The following is an 18,984-nucleotide window of genomic DNA, read 5'->3' as shown; positions in this document are numbered from 1 at the left end:
GGGATCGCCAGTGGCGATCGGCGAAAATCTATGGCGGCAGCAACATCGGGTCACCGGTCTCTGGCACCGTTTCAAGGGGGCCAGCGACGACCGGCGTCGCTACTTTCTGTTAAACGAGGAGCGTTGGTTGTCCCGCTTGCAGGGGTTGCCGCTGGCCCGCTGCCACGCGTTGCGCGATTGTGGCGACGGGATGCTGCTGGTGACCGACTATCTCCCCGGCGAGACACTGGCCGCGCTGATTCGACAGCAGGGCGGGCGCTTTTCTGGTCATCAGCAGGTGCTGGTACAGCTGTTCGAAGCCTTGGTCCAATTACATCGCCAGGGTGCCGTTCATGGTGATCTCAAGCCGGGGAATCTGCTGTTCGACGGCGACACACTCTATCTGCTCGATCTCGCCAGTACAGCGTGCTGCGGGGTTGAAATTGCCAGTCTGCCTTACCGCTCATTCAGTCCCTCCTATTCGCTGCCATGCCAGCAACAGGGATTTGGCGTTATCGATCCGTTAATGGATTGGTACGCGTACCTGATCATCCTCAGATTGCTCCTGGGCGGCGATCTCGCCCGCCCGGACTGGAGCAGCGCAGGCCCGGCCAGCCACTGTTTCACCGAATGGGTCGCAGGCAGCGGCTTACCGCGGGCAATGCGCCAGCAGCTTATTGATTCGACACGTCAATTGGACAGGCTGCTCACAGCGACCAGGTCGACCCGTTGACATAACGCTGACCGGGCTTGGCCGCCGGTTTTTGGCGGTCGGTGAACAATATGAACAAAAAGGGCATTAAGTATTAAAAACTTCTTAATTGCGTTAACTACCTAACTACAGTGCAGCACACTATCGTTTCAGCGTGATCGGATACCGCCACAGGTATCGCAAGGCTCGATTCCCCCCAAAAAAGATCGAGCCGACAACACTACAACAACAAAGTTGGAGATTACGCTGATGCAACGTTCCGTTCGCAAGCTGCTGCTTGCTACCTCTCTCGTTTTCGCAACCTCCCAGTCCTTCGCTTTCGAGCCGGCAAGGTCCGCCGAGTGTATCGCACCGGCCAACCCGGGCGGTGGCTGGGATTTCACTTGCCGCAGCGTCGGCAAGATCATCTCCGATCTGCAGTTCATCGATGGCAACGTACAGACCGTTAACATGCCGGGCGCCGGCGGTGGTGTGGCGTTTGCGCATACCGTGTCCAAGCGCGAAGGCGACACCGCGTTGCTGGTAGCGGCCAGTACTGCCACCACGACCCGTCTGGCCCAGGGCCAGTTCGCCGGTATGAACGCCGATCAGGTCAGGTGGGTTGGCGCACTCGGTGCCGACTACGGTGTTATTGCCGTGGCCAAGGACTCCCCCTACAAGTCTCTGAACGAGCTGATGGACGCGCTGAAAGCGGATCCGAGTTCGGTTAAGTTCGGCGGCGGTAGCGCGGCCGGTGGCTGGGACCACCTGAAGGTGCTGATCGCAGCCAAGGCTGCCGGTGTAGGTAACCTGCCGAAGATCAAATACCTGGCCTACAGTGGTGGTGGCGAAGCGATCACCCAGGTGGTCGGTGGCCATATCCAGGGCTTTACCGGTGACGTATCCGAGGTGCTGGGTTTCGTTGAATCCGGTGATCTGCGTGTGCTGGCGGTAATGTCGGAAGAGCGTCTGCCGGGCCAGTATGCCGATATGCCGACTGCAAAAGAGCAGGGTATCGATGCGATTGCGCCCAACTGGCGTGGCTTCTACCTGCCGGCCGGCGTTCCGGACGATGCTTTCGACTGGTGGACCAAGACCATCGACGCTATCTACGAGAGCGACAACTGGAAGCAGGTGATGCAGCAGAACGGCCTGATGCCCTTCCACAAATCCGGTCCGGAGTTTACCGCCTTCGTCCAGCAGCAGGTGAAGGATATCCGTGATCTGTCTACCGAGATCGGTCTGATCAAATGATCGGCGATCGCATCCTGGGAATCCTGATGCTCCTCCTGGCCGTCGCGTACGGCTGGGAGGCCAGTCAGTTCCCCGAGCCTTTTGGCGGTGTCGAGGCTGTCGGACCGGAGACCTTCCCGCTGCTGCTGGCGGTGATTCTCGGGTTCTCCAGCATCTACCTCATCGTCAAGCCCGATCCCGATCAGGAGTGGCCGGGTATGAAGACACTGTTCGATCTGGCCTTCGTGCTGGTGCTACTGCTGATCTTTGCCGCGCTGTTGGCGCCGCTTGGATTCGTGATCTCAACCACGCTGATGGTAAGTGTGCTCTGCTGGCGCATGGGCGCGAAGCCGATACCTTCTGGCCTGACCGGCCTGGGCAGTGCGGTGGCAATCTATCTGTTGTTCAACTTCCTGCTTGAGCTGCATTTGCCGGCCGGCATTCTCAAGCTGACTTGATGGAGCTGAACTGATGGAAACGTTGAATTTTCTATTGCATGGCTTCTCCGTCGCACTGATGCCGGAGCACCTGCTGTACGCTGCTATCGGTGCGCTGCTCGGTACGCTGATTGGTGCCCTGCCGGGCCTTGGTCCGGCCAACGGTGTGGCGATTCTGATTCCGCTGGCGTTCAGTCTGGGACTCTCGCCGGCGGCATCGATGATCCTGCTGACCTCGGTATATGCCGGTGCCATGTATGGCGGGCGTATCTCCAGTATCCTGCTCAACATCCCCGGTGACGAGCCGGCGATGATGACCACGCTGGACGGCTATCCGATGGCGATGCAGGGCAAGGCGGCGGAAGCGCTGGCGATCTCCGCAATCGCCTCGTTTATCGGCAGTCTGCTGGCCACTATCGGCCTGATCATTCTGGCGCCGATCCTGGCACGCTTTGCGCTGCACTTCGGGCCGGCCGAGTATTTCGCACTGTTCTCGCTGGCGTTCGCGACCCTCGGTGGGGTGACCGGCAAGAACCAGGTCAAGACCGTGGTTGCCGCTGCGCTGGGTTTGATGATCTCCACTGTTGGTGTGGATATCTCCACCGGCAACCAGCGCTATACCTACAACATTCTCGAACTGTACGAGGGTGTGGACTTTATTATCGCCATCGTCGGTCTGTTCGCCGTCAGCGAGCTGATGTTCTTTATCGAACGCCATATCAGCGAAGGTGCGGGCAGCGCGACGCTGAACAAGCTCAACCTGAAGATGAGCGATATCCTGCACATCCTGCCCACCAGTCTGCGCGGTTCGGTGCTGGGCTTTATCTCCGGCGTATTGCCTGGGGCCGGTGCTTCGCTCGGTAGCTTTATCAGTTACTCGCTGGAGAAGAAGGTCGTCGGATCCAAGGGATATTTCGGCAAAGGCGATCCGCGTGGTATCGCGGCGCCCGAGGCGGGCAACAACGCGGCGGCCAACGGAGCGCTGGTGCCGATGCTGACCCTGGGCGTGCCGGGTAGCGGTACTACCGCGGTGCTGCTGGCGATGCTGATCTCTCTGAATGTGCAACCGGGTCCGATGCTGTTCACCCAGAACGCGGAACTGGTCTGGGGCGTGATCGCGGCGCTGCTGGTCGGCAACATCATGCTGTTGATTCTGAACATCCCGATGGTCGGTCTGTTCGTCAAGCTGCTCAGCATTCCGCCCAAGTATCTGATGCCGGTGGTTACGCTGATCGCGGCGGTGGGGATCTACTCCATCAGCAACAGCGCGCTGGATCTCTACTTCATGGTCGGTTTCGGTCTGGTGGGTTACCTGCTGCGCAAGCTGGAGGTACCGCTGGTACCGGTGATCCTGGGGATGCTGCTGGGCCCTGAGATGGAGCGCAGCCTGCGTCACGCGCTGACGATCTCCGACGGTGACTGGTCGATCCTGTTCTCCAGCGGACTTAGCATCGGCATCTGGACGGTGGCGATCGCCGGTCTGGCACTGCCCTACATCCTCGGCCCGGTCCTGCGTCGGCGCATGGAAAATGCCCGTGCTCGCATGGAGATCGAGGAGGAGGCCGACTGAGTCAGTCGCTAGACGATCTTGCACCTGCCGGGTAACTCAGGTTCCTGTTACCCGGCATTTTTTCACCACCTTTGGCCAAGCCTCAGGTGGTTTCTTTTTATGTACAGGATGCACAGTACCTCGCGAGCGTAGCGAGGCGTAGGAGCGGCGATCAACAGGGTATGGCTGGCTTCAGCCTGTTTGGCGTCGGTAACGCCGTTCCGGCCGTCCGATACTGCCGTAGTTGATGTCGGCTTCCAGCTCCTGTTCGGAGACCAGATACTCCAGGTAGCGTCGCGCCGTGGTGCGGCTGGAACCGATCTTCTCCCCCACCTGCTCGGCGCTGAAGCTGTCGGCGGTCGCCTGCATGACCGAGCGTACCTTATCCAGCGTCAGGGTATCGATCCCCTTGGGCAGGCGCGCCGCGGTTGCTCCCGGTGAAGAGAGTGTGCCGGTATTGCTTCGAGGCAGCAGCCCATCCACCGACTGCTGGCTCAGGCTCTGGAGCTGGTGCAAGCGCTCCAGGTGAGCCCGGTAGTTCTGCAGTGCCTGTTCCAGGCGCTCGTAGACCAGCGGTTTGAGGATGTAGTCAAACACCCCGCAACGCAGCGCCTCGGTCAGGCTGTCGACCTCCTTGGCTGCAGTGATCAGTATCACATCGGTAGGTTGGCGTGCGGCACGCAGTTCGCGCAGCAACTCCAACCCGCTGCCGTCGGGAAACTGGATATCGAGTAGCACCAGATCCGGACGCAGCACCTCGATCAGCTCCCGGGCATCCCGCGTGGTATGGGCGATGCCTCGAATCTCGAAACCGGGTGTTCGCTCGACGAATCGTCGCTGGATCTCGGCGATCTGCGGGTCGTCTTCGGCGATTACGATGCCTAACGTTGTGCTCATCCAACACTCTCCCTGGGCAGGTAAAGGGTAAATCGGGCGCCGCCGGCGCTCAGGTTCTCCACCACAATCTCCCCGCCAAGCTGGCTGACACCCTCTTTAACCAGGTGCAGGCCGATGCCGCGCCCCTCTGCCTTACGGCTGAAACCGCGGTCAAATACTCGCGGCATATCCTCTTCGGAGATGCCGGGGCCCTGATCCTCCACCTCAAAGATCAGGTCCTGGCCGATATCGGTCATCGACAGGAATACGCTCCGCCCCTTGGCGCTGAGCGTGGCGTCGAGGGCGTTGTCGATCAGATTGCCGATCAAAGTCACCAGGCGCTCGGGGGTGATATTGGCGGGTAGCGGGCCCAGGTGACTGTCCGGGTCTATGACCAGCTGCAGACCCAACTCATGGGCACGGTTGAACTTGCCGAGCAGACAGCCGGAGACCACCGGGTCGTCTACCGAATCGACCAGCCAGCGCAGCATCGCCTGATGGTCGCGCGTCTCCTGACCGATCAGCTCCAGCGCTTCGTCACTCTTGTCGAGCTGTATCAACCCGGCGATGGTATGCAGCTTGTTGGCATATTCGTGGGCCTGGCTGCGCAGGGTTTCGGCATACTGGCGGATCCGGGTCAGTTGTCGGCTAACCATTGTCAACTCGTCGCGGATACGGAAACTGGCAACGACGCCGGTCAGTTTGCCTTTGACCCTTATCGGTATGCGGTTGATGATCAGGCTGCGCCCGCCGATCACCATCTCAGTGTCGAACTCCGGTTCACCACTCTCTAACAGGTCGGGCAGGCGACTGTCGGGTACAACTTCACGGATGGGGTGGTTGACCACATCTCGCTGCTCCAGGCCCAGCGTCTCAATCGCGGCCCGGTTGCAGGTGGTGATCTTGCCCTCGGCGTTGATCGCAATGATCCCTTCGCGGATCGACTCCAGCGTGGCGTTGCGCTCCTCGAACAGAGCGGCGATTTGGTGCGGCTCCAGATCGAATATGGCGGCACGGAAGCGGCGGGCAATCCAGCTGGCGGCCAGCACCGAGAGCACCAGCAGTAACAGCGTTACGGCGAACACGACACGTTGATAGGTCAATACCGTATCGTCGATCTCCTGGGTCAGGTAACCGATCGAGACCACGCCGACCACCTCGCCGACGTCGTTGAATACCGGCGCCTTGCCGCGAATCGACGGCCCCATGCTGCCGACCGCCTGGGAGATGATGGTGTGACCCTGCTTGAGTACTTCGTCGTTGTCGCCACCGACCATCGGCTTGCCGATGCGATCGGGCAGCGGATGGGCCAACCGTATCCCCTGAGCGTTGCCGATCGAGATGAAGCTGGCGTCGGTGGCGTCGCGCAATTCGCTGGCGACCCGTTGCGTCGCTTCGCTGTCGTTGGCCGCTACCGCTTCGCGGATGGAAGGAGTTTGCGCGATCATAGAGGCGAGTTGTAGTGCACGCTGTGCCATCTGGTCCTCAAGCGAATCGGCCAGGTGCCGCAGCGCGAACCCCCCGAGCAGGGCTGATTGCAGGAGTACCAACAGGCAGAGCACGATCATCAGCCGGGTGCTGATGCGAAGTCGAATTCGGGGCATATGGTTGTTTATATTTCTGTCACCCTTTGTGCTCTAAATTGTACGCGTTCATGCAGACTTTGTCCGTATCCCAGTCTTTGCGGCTGGAGCTGTCCGCGGTGGGGCGGTATACTTTGCGGTCTTATTTTCACGGCGGCTCTTTCCGGGGCTGCCAAAAGAGCACTTATGTGACCTGTCGTAGGGGCCACCACTAAGCTTAAGGAACTCTGATGCCTGTTATTACCCTCCCCGATGCGAGTACTCGCGAATTCGATAACCCGGTAACTGTTTATGATGTTGCGGCGTCGATCGGCACCGGTCTGGCCAAGGCCGCCCTGGCTGGCAAGGTCGACGGTACACTGGTCGATACCAGTTACCTGATCGAGCAGGATGCGCGGCTGGCGATCGTCACCGCACGGGATGAAGAGGGTGTGGATATCATTCGTCACTCCTGTGCCCATCTGATGGCGATGGCGGTACAGGAGCTGTTCCCCGGTGCGCAGGTGACTATCGGTCCGGTGATCGAAGATGGCTTCTACTATGATTTCGCCTATGAGCGTCCGTTCACCCAAGAGGACCTGGCCAAGATCGAACAGCGCATGAACGAGCTGTCCAAGCAGGATCTGCAGGTCAGCCGTTCGATCATGAACCGCGGTGAAGCGGTGGCGATGTTCCAGCAGATGGGGGAGAAGTACAAGGTCGAGATCATCGAATCGATCCCGGGCGAGGAGCCTCTCTCCTTCTACCGTCAGGGCGATTTCATCGACCTCTGCCGGGGTCCACACGTACCCTCCACCGGCCATATCAAAGCGTTCAAGCTGATGAAGGTGGCCGGTGCCTACTGGCGCGGCGATGCCAAGAACGAGATGCTGCAGCGTATCTACGGTACCGCCTGGGGTGACAAGAAGGAGCTGAAATCTTACTTGCACCGTCTGGAGGAGGCCGAAAAGCGCGATCACCGCAAGCTGGCCAAGCAGCTGAACCTGTTCCACCTGCAGGAGGAAGCGCCGGGTATGGTGTTCTGGCACCCGCACGGCTGGACCCTGTATCAGCAGATCGAACAGTACATGCGCGCCAAGCAGCGCAAGCACGGCTATCAGGAGATCAAGACTCCGCAGGTGGTGGAACGTACGCTGTGGGAGAAGTCCGGCCATTGGGACAAGTTCCATGAGCAGATGTTCACCACGCACTCCGAGAGCAAGGATTTCGCGATCAAGCCGATGAACTGCCCCTGCCACATTCAGGTGTTTAACCAGGGCCTGCGCTCCTACCGCGAGATGCCGCTGCGTCTGGCCGAGTTCGGCTCCTGCCACCGTAACGAGCCTTCCGGTGCGCTGCACGGCATCATGCGTGTACGTGGCTTCGTGCAGGACGACGCGCATATCTTCTGTGCGGAGAACTCGATCCAGTCCGAGGTGGCGGCGTTTATCGACTTCCTGCATGAGGTCTATGCAGATTTCGGTTTCACCGACATCATCTACAAACTCTCTACCCGCCCCGATCAGCGTGTCGGTTCCGACGAGAGCTGGGACAAGGCGGAGAAGGCATTGGCCGACGCTCTGGATACCGCCCAGCTGGATTGGGACGAGCTGCCGGGCGAGGGCGCGTTCTACGGGCCGAAGATCGAGTTCTCCCTGCGTGACTGCCTGGGCCGTGTCTGGCAGTGCGGTACCATTCAGGTCGACTTCTCGATGCCGGGACGCCTGAATGCCCAGTTCGTCAACGAGCAGGGCGAGCGTGAAACGCCGGTGATGCTGCACCGTGCGATCCTCGGTTCCTTCGAGCGCTTCATCGGCATTTTGATCGAACACTATGCCGGTGCGCTGCCGACTTGGCTGGCTCCGGTGCAGGTTGCGGTGATGAATATCACCGATAAACAGGCCGATTTCGTCAAGCAGGTGACCGAACGTCTCGAAAATCAGGGATATCGGGCCGTTGCGGACTTGAGAAACGAGAAGATCGGCTTTAAAATCCGCGAGCGCACTTTACAGAAAGTGCCCTACCTCCTTGTGGTAGGCGATAAAGAAGTAGAGTCCGGCTCCGTTGCAGTGCGTACGCGCTCCGGTGAGGACCTCGGCACCATGCCGGTTGACGCCTTGCTTGATCTGCTGGGTCAGGAAGTGACCCGTAAAGGGCGTCAGCAATAAAATTCTTCAGGAGATAACACTATCAGGCGTGATAACAAGCGCGGCGCTCGTCAGAATTTGCCGCCAATTAACGAAAACATTCGTGCTCGCGAACTCCGTCTCATCGGCGCAGATGGCCAGCAGGTTGGTATCGTAACGATTGAACAGGCTCTTGAGCTCGCTCAGGAGGCAGAACTTGACCTAGTACAGATCTCTGATGCGGATCCCATCGTCTGTAAAATCATGGACTATGGTAAGCACCAGTATGAGATGAAGAAGAAAGCAAATGAGGCTAAGAAGAAACAGTCTCAGATGCAGGTCAAGGAAGTGAAATTCCGTCCGGGTACGGAAGAAGGGGATTATCAGGTAAAACTGCGCAACCTGATACGTTTCCTTGAAGCTGGGGATAAGGCCAAGGTGACCTTGCGTTTCCGCGGTCGTGAGATGGCCCATCAGGAGCTGGGTATGCAGCTGCTGCAGCGTGTCGAGGCTGACCTCGGCGAGCTCGGTACTGTAGAACAGCAGCCGAAGATGGAAGGTCGCCAGATGGTGATGGTCATCGCCCCGAAAAAGAAATAGTCAGCTTTTTCGCCTGAACCCGCGCTGTTGACCCCTGTGGTCGGGAGTGTGGGTTTTGTCGATTTTCGGCTGGCGCATTACAAACGAATGCGTGGAGATTGAGAATGCCTAAGATTAAAACTGTCCGCGGTGCGGCAAAACGTTTCAAGAAAACTGCTAACGGCATCAAGCACAAGCAGTCCTTCAAAAGCCACATTCTGACCAAGAAAAGCACCAAGCGTAAGCGTCAGCTGCGCCCGATGCTGCAGGTGAATGCTGCTGACCAGGCTCTGGTCAAGCGCATGCTGCCGTATCTGTAAGCTTTTAGTCTGAATCAACTTTATTTATAGGAAGGAATTGCTATGCCTCGCGTAAAACGTGGTGTACAGGCTCGTGCCCGTCATAAGAAGATCCTGAAACAGGCTAAAGGTTATTACGGCGCTCGCAGCCGTGTGTTCCGTGTAGCCAAGCAGGCGGTTATCAAAGCTGGTCAGTATGCTTACCGCGACCGTCGTCAGCGTAAGCGTCAGTTCCGCGCTCTGTGGATCGCCCGTATCAACGCTGCTGCCCGCATCAACGGTCTGTCCTACAGCCGCTTTATCGCTGGTCTGAAAAAGGCCAACATCGAAATCGACCGTAAGGTACTGGCTGACCTGGCTGTTCATCAGCAGGTGGCTTTTGCTGCGGTGGTTGAGAAAGCCAAAGCGGCTTTGGCGTAAGTCACACCCGCCTATCAGTAGGTAATTGATCGAATCGAATAGGGGAAGGGTGCCAACTCTTCCCCTATTTTTGTTTGGAGCCGGACATGGAAAATCTTCACGCCCTCCTGGAGGAAGGCAAACAGGCGGTCGCTCAGGCCGATAACGTAAAGGCGCTGGACGATGTGCGTGTTCAGTACCTCGGTAAGAAGGGGCATCTTACCCAGTTGCTGAAGGGGCTTGGCAAGCTATCCGCCGAGGAGCGCCCTGCCGCTGGCGCCAAGATCAACGAGGCCAAGGATGAGCTGTCTGACGCACTGAATGCCCGCAAGGCGCAGCTCGAAGGTGCGGCGCTGGAGCAGAAGCTGGCATCGGAAACCCTGGACGTCACGCTGCCCGGCCGTGGCCAGCAGCTCGGTGGCCTGCATCCGGTGACCAAGACGCTGGAACGTATCGAAGCTTTCTTCGGCAGTATCGGCTACACCGTCGAAGAGGGGCCCGAGATAGAAGACGATTATCATAACTTCGAGGCGCTGAATATTCCGGCTCACCATCCGGCGCGGGCGATGCACGATACCTTCTATTTCGACGCTCACACCCTGCTGCGTACCCACACCTCACCGGTTCAGGTGCGGACCATGGAAGCGCAGAAGCCACCGATCCGTATCATCTGCCCGGGTCGTGTCTACCGTTGCGACTACGATCAGACCCACTCGCCCATGTTCCACCAGGTCGAGGGCCTGCTGATCGACAAGGACATCAGCTTCGCCGACCTGAAGGGTACGTTGGAGCAGTTCCTGCGTGAGTTCTTCGAAGAGGATGTAAAGGTCCGCTTCCGTCCCTCCTACTTCCCGTTCACCGAGCCTTCCATCGAGGTGGATATCGACCGCGGTGACGGCAAGTGGCTCGAGGTGCTGGGTTGCGGCATGGTGCACCCGAAGGTGCTGGAGATGTCCGGAATCGATCCGGAGGAGTACAGCGGCTTCGCCTTCGGTATGGGCGTTGAGCGTTTTGCGATGCTCCGCTACGGCGTTGACGACCTGCGTCTGTTCTTCGAGAACGACCTGCGCTTCCTCGGCCAGTTCCGTTGATCGGCCCCACCCAGAATTGAACGAATTCAGGACAGCAGCATGAAATTCAGTGAACACTGGTTGCGCGAGTTGGTGCAGCCCGAAATCGATACCCAGACCCTGGCCGATCAGCTCAGCCTGTCGGGACTGGAAGTGGACGACGTCGAGCCGGTTGCCGGCGCGTTCAGCGGTGTTGTGGTCGGCGAGATTCTCAGCGCCGAGCAGCATCCGGATGCGGACAAGCTTCGCGTCTGTCAGGTCAGCGACGGCAAGGAGACCTTCCAGGTCGTATGCGGTGCCCCCAATGCACGTGCCGGCATCAAGGTGCCCTTCGCCCAGGTCGGCGCCGTATTGCCGGGCGACTTCAAGATCAAGAAAGCCAAACTGCGTCAGGTCGAGTCTTTCGGCATGCTCTGCGCCGAGGATGAACTGGGTCTGTCCGACGACCATGGCGGTCTGATGGAGCTGGCCGCCGATGCGCCGGTTGGCAGCGACATTCGCGACTACCTGAAGCTGAACGACCAGATCATCGATGTGGATCTGACGCCGAACCGTGGTGACTGCCTCAGCGTCGCCGGTATGGCGCGTGAAGTGGGTGTGCTGAACAAGGTGCCGGTGGCCGATATCGACTGCTCGCCGGTAGCGCCGCAGATCGATGATCAGATCGAAGCGACGCTGGTGGCACCGCAGGGCTGCCCACGTTATCTGGCGCGCGTGATCCGCAACATCAACCCCGGTGTGGAGTCGCCGCTGTGGCTGCAGGAGAAGCTGCGCCGCTCCGGTATCCGCTCCATCGATCCGGTGGTCGATGTGACCAACTATGTGCTGATCGAACTCGGCCAGCCGATGCACGCGTTTGATCTGAACAAGCTTAACGGTGGCATCCAGGTGCGCATGGCGCAGCAGGACGAAGCGCTGACCCTGCTCGACGGGCAGGAGGTCAAACTCAACAGCGATACGCTGGTGATTGCCGACAGCGGAGCCGCCGTAGCGATGGCCGGTATCATGGGCGGCGAGCCGACGTCGGTGACCGATGAGACCCGCGATATCCTGCTGGAGAGCGCCTTCTTCGCGCCGCTGGCGATCGCCGGTCGTGCTCGCAGCTATGGTCTGCACACCGACTCCTCCCACCGCTTTGAGCGTGGTGTCGACTGGCAGCTGCAGCGTCGTGCCATGGAGCGCGCCACCGCGCTGCTGCTCGAGATCGTCGGCGGTCAACCCGGTCCGGTGACCGAGGCCGTGGCTGAAGATCAGCTGCCGAAGGCGGAGAAGGTGCGCCTGCGTCACGACAAGGTCACCTCCATGCTGGCGCTGGAGATCCCGGCTGCAGAGATCGAAGAGATCCTGACCCGTCTGGGCCTGAGCCTGGAGCGCAACGGTGAGCGTGAGTGGCTGGCCAGCGTGCCGAGCTATCGCTTCGATATCAGCCTGGAGATGGACCTGATCGAGGAGATCGCCCGCGTTTACGGCTACAACAATCTGCCGGTGCGTACCCCGCGTGCTGAGCTGCCGATTCCGCCGATCGCCGAAGCCAAGGTGAATCAGAGCCGTGTCCGTGCCCACCTGATCTCCCTGGGCTACCAGGAGGCGATCACCTACAGCTTCATCGAAGCGGGCCTGTCCAAGCAGTTTGACGACCAGCATCAGCCGATGGCGCTGGCCAACCCGATCTCCACCGAGATGGCGGTGATGCGGACCACCCTGTGGCCGGGTCTGGCCAAGGCGGTACAGTACAATCAGCACCGTCAGCAGTCGCGTGTACGTCTGTTCGAGATCGGCCAGCGCTTCGTGCCGGGTACCGATGGCCTGCAGCAGCAGAACGTGGTGGCCGGCATCATCTGCGGTAGCCGTCAGCCGGAGGGGTGGAGTGCCGCTAACGATAAGGTCGACTTCTTCGACCTGAAGGGCGACCTGGAAACGCTGTTGGCTCTGGGCAGCAATGCCGGCCGATTCAGCTTCCGTGCCGACAGCCATGTTGCACTGCATCCGGGCCAGAGCGCCGCGATCCTGCTGGATGGCGAGCTGGTGGGTCGTATCGGTGCCCTGCATCCGTCGTTGCAGAAGTCGCTGGATCTGACCGGTCCGGTGTATCTGTTCGAAATCGCGCTGGATGCGGTGGTCGATGGCCGTGTGGCACGTTTCTCCGAACTGTCCAAGTTCCCCGAGTCGCGTCGCGATCTGGCGATCCTTGTCAGTGCCGAAACCCCCTTCGCGCAGCTGCGTGAAGTGGCCTCCGAGAATGCCGGCGAATACCTCAAACAGGTCACTCTGTTCGACGTCTATCAGGGCCAAGGTATTGAACCGGGACGAAAAAGTCTGGCTCTGGGCTTGACCTGGCAACATCCATCACGCACTCTTAATGATGAAGAAATAAACAGCGCAGTGAGCGCTGTCGTCACTGCTCTGAACGAAAAGCTCGGAGCAACATTGAGAGATTAAGACAGGGTGAGTGTCATGAGCTCTTTGACTAAAGCAGATATGGCTGAGCGACTGTTCGACGAACTGGGGCTCAACAAGCGCGAAGCGAAAGAGATGGTGGAGTCCTTCTTTGAAGAAATTCGCGCCAGTCTGGCGTCAAACGAGCATGTGAAGCTATCCGGCTTCGGCAACTTCGATCTGCGCGACAAGCGTCAGCGGCCGGGCCGGAACCCCAAAACTGGAGAGGAGGTCCCGATCTCGGCACGCCGGGTCGTGACCTTCCGTCCAGGCCAGAAGCTCAAGGAACGCGTAGAAGCTTATGCCGGACAGCAGTCCAACTCAGCAGACTGAGCTGGAGCCGATTCCCGGCAAGCGCTATTTCACCATCGGCGAAGTTGCCAAACTCTGTGACCTGAAACCGCACGTGCTGCGCTACTGGGAGCAGGAGTTCGAGCAGATCCAGCCGGTCAAACGTAGCAACCGCCGCTATTACCAACGCCAGGACCTGCTGCTGATTCGGCAGATCCGCAGCCTGCTTTACGATCAGGGTTTCACCATCGTGGGCGCGCGCCAATGGCTCAAGGGGGAGCAGGCGGGGGATGATGCGAAGCGCTATCGCCAGTTGTTGCGCCAGACCATTACCGAGCTTGAATCGATCCGTGATCTGTTAAAAACCGTTCGATAAAAGCTTCCAATTATCAAAACCTTAATGTAGTATTCGCATCTCTCTTCGAGACCTTAGGGTCTCCGCCTAGTCGGGGCGTAGCGCAGTCTGGTAGCGCACTTGCATGGGGTGCAAGGGGTCGCAGGTTCAAATCCTGCCGTCCCGACCATTAAAAATCCTTTATATTCAATGCATTATACACCTCCCGTCCTGGGTTGTTTTTGGCGATTTTTTCAATCGTACAGGATCAGTACAGGAACCGGTTCCTGTACGATCAGGCATCGTGTTTGAGAAAGTCACTCTACCGATGATTACACGCTTACTGCGCGTAGGGCCTCCAGATTAGTGAAGGCTGGACGCTGGTAGAACGTTACTCCCTCTCCCCAAGCGTCTCGTTTAACGGCATATGGTTTAGTTAAGAGAGAACGAGCTTTCCGGCTACCTCAGAAGCTTTCAATCTTTCCTTATAGCGCTGATAGTAGCTAAGGAGATACGTCGATAGGGATGTGACTGCTTTGCCATCGAGAGGTTCTATAAGGCGTCTATGCCGTTGAGGGCAAGAGCGAATTGTGCAGCGTTTCGCATTTATAGACGTGAACGCGATTGCTACGCCTGATGTGGATAGATAGACCCATCGACTGCTATTCCTTCAACGGCGAGCACGCCATGAATGTTTGGTGCCCTGTATGAAGTCTGGACTGTCTCGCATACGGTAGGGACGCTTACGGCTGAACACTCCGGAGTGTGTTATACCTCATTGTCGGAATGACCTAGTTCGGACAGTAGCTCAGAGACAGGTCACGACCAATAGCGGTCTTTACAAGTTGTACTGGGGATATCAATCTGTGTTGGTAAAGTGTTTGCGCGATTCAGAGAGCAGATGAAAAACGGATAGATGAGAGGTGCTTGCAGCGGCGACCGCCACTTAGACGATGCCCGCCAGTCGCCACAGGCTCGAACAACTTTGGCGATCCGCGCTAGTGCGCCGGGAATACCTCAACCAATCAAGCACCTGAGCAAGTTGAACTGGTACAGTAGTAGGCCGAAGCGTTATCTAGTCACTGGACTAAGAGACACTTGGCGACCTTTACCTGAATGCAGGAAGCACTCAATGGAAAACTCGAAGATTTATCTCGTCCGCAGTCCCGCCAAACTTATTGCCGAGCAAATGGCGGGCTACGGATGGCCGCAGGTCAATTTTTCGGAAGCCGCAGACACCGATGGTCTTCTGTCGCTATTCGCGGAGAAAGGTATTGATCCAGGCCGTCACCGTAATCAGATTAAGCGCTACTTCTCAATCTCCTCAGGTGATATTGTCGTCGTCCCCCTCCAGCGTGCTGTTGCCTTTGGGGTGGCCACAGGAAAGCGCTCTTATGGGAAGGGAGTTGGATACGGAGAGAACCGCATCGGAGTTGAATATCTTCGTCACGAGGACGGCTCTGTTGTCCGAGTTCCTCGGACAGACTTGCCTGAGGCGTTGTCTACTCGACTCCGAATTCGCATGTCAGTTGTATCCTTAGGCGAGTTCAAAGACGACATCATCCGCATAGTTGATCAAATTAAGAGTAGTGGCGGCGCGAACTTCGATTCCCATGTTCAGCAGTTGGAAGCAGAAGCACTGGCGAACCTCCGCGAAAGGCTTCTGAACAACATCCGTGGTGGCAAAACCAACCTTGAGAGCGGCGGCATCGGGCTTGAAAAGCTTGTTGCCGAGCTTTTACGCACAGAAGGCTACGCTACCAAAATTTTGGCTAAAACGGCTTTTGAGGGAAAAGCTGACGCAGATGTAGAAGCGTTTCGTGAAGACCTTTTCACATCAAAGAAGTTGCTGATTCAAGTGAAACACCACAACGGTAATACTGGATACCATGCATTGCGCCAGCTCCAGCAGATGGACAATGAGGACGATGTTCAAAGGTGGCTCATAACCACTGGGGATGTCCAACCTGAACTGGTAGAAGAAGCCGAGAGCCAAGGCATTGGTGTTATGGATGGAGAGCGATTCGCTGAGTGGGTTGTTGAACGTGCCGGCCAGCTCTCGCCCGCAACACTCAACCGGCTTGGCCTATCAACAGTGCCTTCGCTCCTCATTTGAGTAGTAAATAGCAGGAGTTTTGAATGAACTACGATTTTTCCTTTGACCAGGCCCGGTTAAACCAGCTTGCTGATCAATACCTCGAGCACTCCAGTGTAACCGGGCGGATACTATTTTTAGGTAGCTCAACGGAAAACCGGCTGGACCTTGCAACATGGCAGCTTAATACGGAGGAGGACTACGAGGCATTCACCTGTTCTGGTTTCAAACTACAGGTAATGGAGCTGCTGGATACTCTGATGACCTATCGAGCGCAGCATAAACAACCGAATGCCAGCCAAGGTGTTATTCACATTAATGGCAGTAGGCTGTCTATCGAGTGGCTGCCAAAATATGAAGTAGAAGCCATGCGAAATAACGTAAGTTAAGCTTGGGATTGGTAATTGGGTATGAAAAACGGCAGGTTGATCTGCAAACTCTACGACGACAATCTGCCTGCTTAATACCTTAAAATGAACAGACTAGAGTTTTCTAAACACATTTAGGCCTTAAGGTATCCATTGCGAACGACCGCTTTGTGCCGGTTGACGCCTCGTATGGAGCAGGACCCGATCGAGGGAGGCAAGGGAGTGACGACCCATTTCGGTCTTTCAGGTTGCATCAGAATGTTAGCCGGACACCGAGAGCTGTATATTTATCAGTCGTAATGGATAGGAATACTAGGATTCAGCGTGAGTTATTATCAGATAGGCGGCATTTTAAAGGGATATCAATATGTTGGCTAAGGATAGGGATGAATTAGCAGTCTATTATTGCGTAGATGATCTTCCTGGAGCCCATATCCCGGCAACACGGTTGAATGGAGTCTTAGAGCGCCTCCAACAAGGACTTCCTCTATCGAAAATCGCATTAAACTATTTAGAGAAACAAGGACTAATAGCCTTGCTTCGTCATGCCACTGGCGGCTCAACCTCTGATAAATTTCATCAGGACGCAAAGGTTGAACAAGCACGGCGAAAACAAGAAGCCGAGGCATTAAGAGTAGCAAAGGAGCAAGAGCGGCAAGAAAGGGAAACTGCAAGGCAAGCCCAGATGAAACTGGCTCAAGAGAAAGCCAAAGTTGCTCGCCAAGCGCTTGAGCGAGACCCTAAATACATAGCAAAAATTAGGAATCAGCAGCTAAGAGCTCGTTACGACCTTGACTGGTTCATTGAAAAAGATTGTTTTGCTCCTCTTATGGATATATTGCGACGTATCGATGCGGGCAAACGGCTTTCTGAAAAAAATGTATTGTGGCTATCCACTGATGGTGAAGAGTATTTTAGCGATAGTTTGAGAACTGCTTATCACCAGATTGAGGCAGAGTTCTACAATACCCAGTTTAATAAAAACCATGATATTTGGATGGCAGTGAATGCTAGTAGTCATTATAGGAAGTGCGGTAAAGCAAACGTCGCTGATGTGCTTCTCAAAAGTGTTGATATAGAAGCAAAAAAATCTCCAAAATTGAGGTCCGCATTTTTTACGACTCATGGTGGTGTGAAGCGAGACCTGGGTTTTAAGGAAAAGGCTATCAGATTGGGTGAAAAGGCACATGGATTGATGAATAAAGATTTCCGTCCATGCACCCTTATTGGAGCTGTCTATATGGAAACGGGAAATTACATCTTAGGGCAACAGTGGTACGAAAAAGCTGTCGAGCGTGGCGCAACCGAACGGGCTATCGATAGTGAACTCCGTAGTATCTTTATGCGAGCGGATAGCGCCAGCCAAAAGGCGATGCAAGCTCACCTTTTGCAAGTCGATCCTGAGCGCTATCGCTGGACGAGAAATCTTAGTGCTAAACGTTGATGATACCGTCGGAGAATTCGGGGGTAGAATAGTAATTAAGGATGTCCGGTCAGTGCCGGTTAATGACCATCGTAAACCAGAACTGAGATGGTGGTAGCGACCTAAGGTAATCATTGGATTAGGCTACTTTGTAATTTACACTTGGAAGAAGTCTTCTAGATATCAAGGACGATAGAAATGCTACCGTTGATAGCTGTGCCTGTTCTCCACTCATCTGGTGCTTGGATCGCGTCAACTGCGGCAGGGGGTTATGTCGCGGCTACCCTGTCAAGCACCTGGGTTGGTGCCTTTATTGCTGGTAACGCGGGAATTCTCACTGGTTTGGGGATCACTTCCGCGGCGGGCGTTTTGGCCGCTATGGGGGGAGGGCTGTCTAGTGTAGGAGCAGTTTTGGGAAGCGGATTATCTGCGATTGGGCTCACGGGCGTCGCTCAGAGTCTAGGTCTAGCTCCTGCAACTTTTCTGGGCCTAACAGTTGCTAGTTGGGCGCTGGTAGCTACCAGTGTTGTTGCTGTTGGTGTGGGATATTTCTTCACGCAGAAAAAGTTGGCGGAAATCAACCAAGAACGAGCTAAAGGTGGGCTCGCAGCTGTGACTTTGACAGAAATTATCGCCGAGGTTCGTGATTATGAGAAACAAGCCTTGATGAACATTCTTGAGGAGTTAGAAGCTGAATACAGAGGCATCATTATCCTTAATCGGGTTCTTGAGACAGTTGTAATTAGGGGTAAGACCTACAATGTCTCCAACTTAAAATATGTCATTGAGAAGACTGGTAGGGAGTATCTTGGCCAGCGTTCCAATATGCCCTTCAGAAAGATCGTCCTCTTTGTGGTTAAGAAAAAGTAAGTGGTTAGATGTCACCTTCGTGTCTTTAATGTCCAAAAGGCGGATTTGCGGTAGGAGTCGACTTTGGGCACCCCAAATTTGTTTCTAGCTCGCAACTTGAAATGCTGAGGAGGCGGCGGAGCCATAAAGGGCAGGGGAATTTACCATAGCAACCGTATTCGGCTGCTTCATTCGATCCCGCTCCTTCGAATTTGTCGTGCCTCTTACTCTGGTGAGGTGAATGCATAATGGTAGGTCTCCATCAAGGGCAGGGCAGGACGGATTTTGACGATCATCCCATGAACGCGTTAGACGACAGGCGGGGTTGACGCGTCGAAAAAGCTGCCATAGGATGGCGATTAATTGCAGTCGGCTACGAGTTTGATGC

General features: G+C 56.4%; 18 protein-coding genes and 1 tRNA gene. 17 read left to right on the top strand and 2 right to left on the bottom strand.

Annotated elements, in window-relative coordinates:
• The first annotated feature begins 10 nt into the window (after positions 1–10).
• The 4 genes from IEX40_RS02635 (at position 11) to IEX40_RS02620 (ending at position 3,910) form a co-directional block, all read left to right on the top strand.
• Positions 11–712 (top strand): protein kinase domain-containing protein, encoded by a 702-nt coding sequence (locus IEX40_RS02635; RefSeq protein WP_188745532.1) that lies wholly within the window; start codon positions 11–13, stop codon positions 710–712.
• 228 nt (positions 713–940) lie between these two features.
• A complete protein-coding gene (locus IEX40_RS02630) occupies positions 941–1,924 on the top strand; it encodes a Bug family tripartite tricarboxylate transporter substrate binding protein (RefSeq protein WP_188745531.1) in 984 nt (327 codons plus the stop codon).
• Positions 1,921–2,361: a tripartite tricarboxylate transporter TctB family protein gene (locus IEX40_RS02625; protein ID WP_188745530.1), complete on the top strand. Its 441-nt coding sequence runs from the start codon at positions 1,921–1,923 to the stop codon at positions 2,359–2,361. The genes IEX40_RS02630 and IEX40_RS02625 overlap by 4 nt, the downstream gene beginning before the upstream one ends.
• 13 nt (positions 2,362–2,374) lie before the next feature.
• A complete protein-coding gene (locus IEX40_RS02620; protein ID WP_188745529.1) occupies positions 2,375–3,910 on the top strand; it encodes a tripartite tricarboxylate transporter permease in 1,536 nt (511 codons plus the stop codon).
• A 171-nt stretch (positions 3,911–4,081) separates the two neighbouring features.
• On the opposite strand, the gene IEX40_RS02615 is transcribed toward IEX40_RS02620, so the two are convergent.
• Together IEX40_RS02615 and IEX40_RS02610 are read right to left on the bottom strand one after the other, a co-directional pair.
• Positions 4,082–4,786: a response regulator gene (locus IEX40_RS02615; RefSeq protein WP_188745528.1), complete on the bottom strand. Its 705-nt coding sequence runs from the start codon at positions 4,784–4,786 to the stop codon at positions 4,082–4,084.
• The gene (locus tag IEX40_RS02610; protein WP_188745527.1) at positions 4,783–6,369 is read right to left on the bottom strand and encodes an ATP-binding protein; all 1,587 of its coding nucleotides are present in this window, start codon (positions 6,367–6,369) and stop codon (positions 4,783–4,785) included. Before IEX40_RS02610 ends, IEX40_RS02615 begins: the two co-directional genes overlap by 4 nt.
• Before the next feature lie 209 nt (positions 6,370–6,578).
• Between IEX40_RS02610 and thrS the strand changes: the two genes are divergently transcribed.
• The 13 genes from thrS (at position 6,579) to IEX40_RS02545 (ending at position 18,617) form a co-directional block, all read left to right on the top strand.
• Positions 6,579–8,495, top strand: a complete 1,917-nt coding sequence (gene thrS / locus IEX40_RS02605; RefSeq protein ID WP_188745526.1) for a threonine--tRNA ligase — start codon at positions 6,579–6,581, stop codon at positions 8,493–8,495.
• A 57-nt stretch (positions 8,496–8,552) separates the two neighbouring features.
• The gene (infC, locus tag IEX40_RS02600) at positions 8,553–9,053 is read left to right on the top strand and encodes a translation initiation factor IF-3 (RefSeq protein WP_229680504.1); all 501 of its coding nucleotides are present in this window, start codon (positions 8,553–8,555) and stop codon (positions 9,051–9,053) included.
• A gap of 104 nt (positions 9,054–9,157) precedes the next feature.
• On the top strand, positions 9,158–9,352 hold the full coding sequence (gene rpmI, locus IEX40_RS02595) for a 50S ribosomal protein L35 (protein ID WP_036189021.1): 195 nt from the start codon (positions 9,158–9,160) through the stop codon (positions 9,350–9,352).
• Between the two features lie 42 nt (positions 9,353–9,394).
• The gene (gene rplT, locus IEX40_RS02590; RefSeq protein WP_036189018.1) at positions 9,395–9,751 is read left to right on the top strand and encodes a 50S ribosomal protein L20; all 357 of its coding nucleotides are present in this window, start codon (positions 9,395–9,397) and stop codon (positions 9,749–9,751) included.
• A gap of 86 nt (positions 9,752–9,837) precedes the next feature.
• Positions 9,838–10,821: a phenylalanine--tRNA ligase subunit alpha gene (gene pheS, locus IEX40_RS02585; protein ID WP_188745525.1), complete on the top strand. Its 984-nt coding sequence runs from the start codon at positions 9,838–9,840 to the stop codon at positions 10,819–10,821.
• A gap of 39 nt (positions 10,822–10,860) precedes the next feature.
• A complete protein-coding gene (pheT, locus tag IEX40_RS02580; RefSeq protein ID WP_188745524.1) occupies positions 10,861–13,239 on the top strand; it encodes a phenylalanine--tRNA ligase subunit beta in 2,379 nt (792 codons plus the stop codon).
• Positions 13,240–13,254: 15 nt separating this feature from the next.
• Complete coding sequence (gene ihfA / locus IEX40_RS02575; RefSeq protein ID WP_188745523.1) at positions 13,255–13,569, top strand: integration host factor subunit alpha; 315 nt, start codon at positions 13,255–13,257, stop codon at positions 13,567–13,569.
• Positions 13,538–13,903 carry a MerR family transcriptional regulator gene (locus IEX40_RS02570; protein WP_188745522.1) on the top strand — a complete coding sequence of 122 codons (366 nt, stop codon included), beginning with the start codon at positions 13,538–13,540 and terminating at the stop codon, positions 13,901–13,903. Before ihfA ends, IEX40_RS02570 begins: the two co-directional genes overlap by 32 nt.
• Positions 13,904–13,974: 71 nt before the next feature.
• A tRNA-Pro gene (locus IEX40_RS02565) sits at positions 13,975–14,051 on the top strand.
• Positions 14,052–14,993: 942 nt separating this feature from the next.
• Complete coding sequence (locus IEX40_RS02560) at positions 14,994–15,977, top strand: restriction endonuclease (protein WP_188745521.1); 984 nt, start codon at positions 14,994–14,996, stop codon at positions 15,975–15,977.
• Positions 15,978–16,000: 23 nt separating this feature from the next.
• A complete protein-coding gene (locus IEX40_RS02555) occupies positions 16,001–16,345 on the top strand; it encodes a hypothetical protein (RefSeq protein ID WP_188745520.1) in 345 nt (114 codons plus the stop codon).
• 346 nt (positions 16,346–16,691) lie between these two features.
• Positions 16,692–17,768 carry a flotillin family protein gene (locus IEX40_RS02550; RefSeq protein ID WP_188745519.1) on the top strand — a complete coding sequence of 359 codons (1,077 nt, stop codon included), beginning with the start codon at positions 16,692–16,694 and terminating at the stop codon, positions 17,766–17,768.
• A 177-nt stretch (positions 17,769–17,945) separates the two neighbouring features.
• A complete protein-coding gene (locus IEX40_RS02545) occupies positions 17,946–18,617 on the top strand; it encodes a hypothetical protein (protein ID WP_188745518.1) in 672 nt (223 codons plus the stop codon).
• Positions 18,618–18,984: the final 367 nt, after the last annotated feature.

The organism is Marinobacterium zhoushanense (assembly GCF_014641945.1).
In the GTDB taxonomy this organism is placed as follows: Bacteria; Pseudomonadota; Gammaproteobacteria; order Pseudomonadales; family Balneatricaceae; genus Marinobacterium_D; species Marinobacterium_D zhoushanense.
The sequence above is the reverse complement of the archived record's forward strand: the minus strand, read 5'-3'. Positions and strand labels throughout refer to the sequence as shown.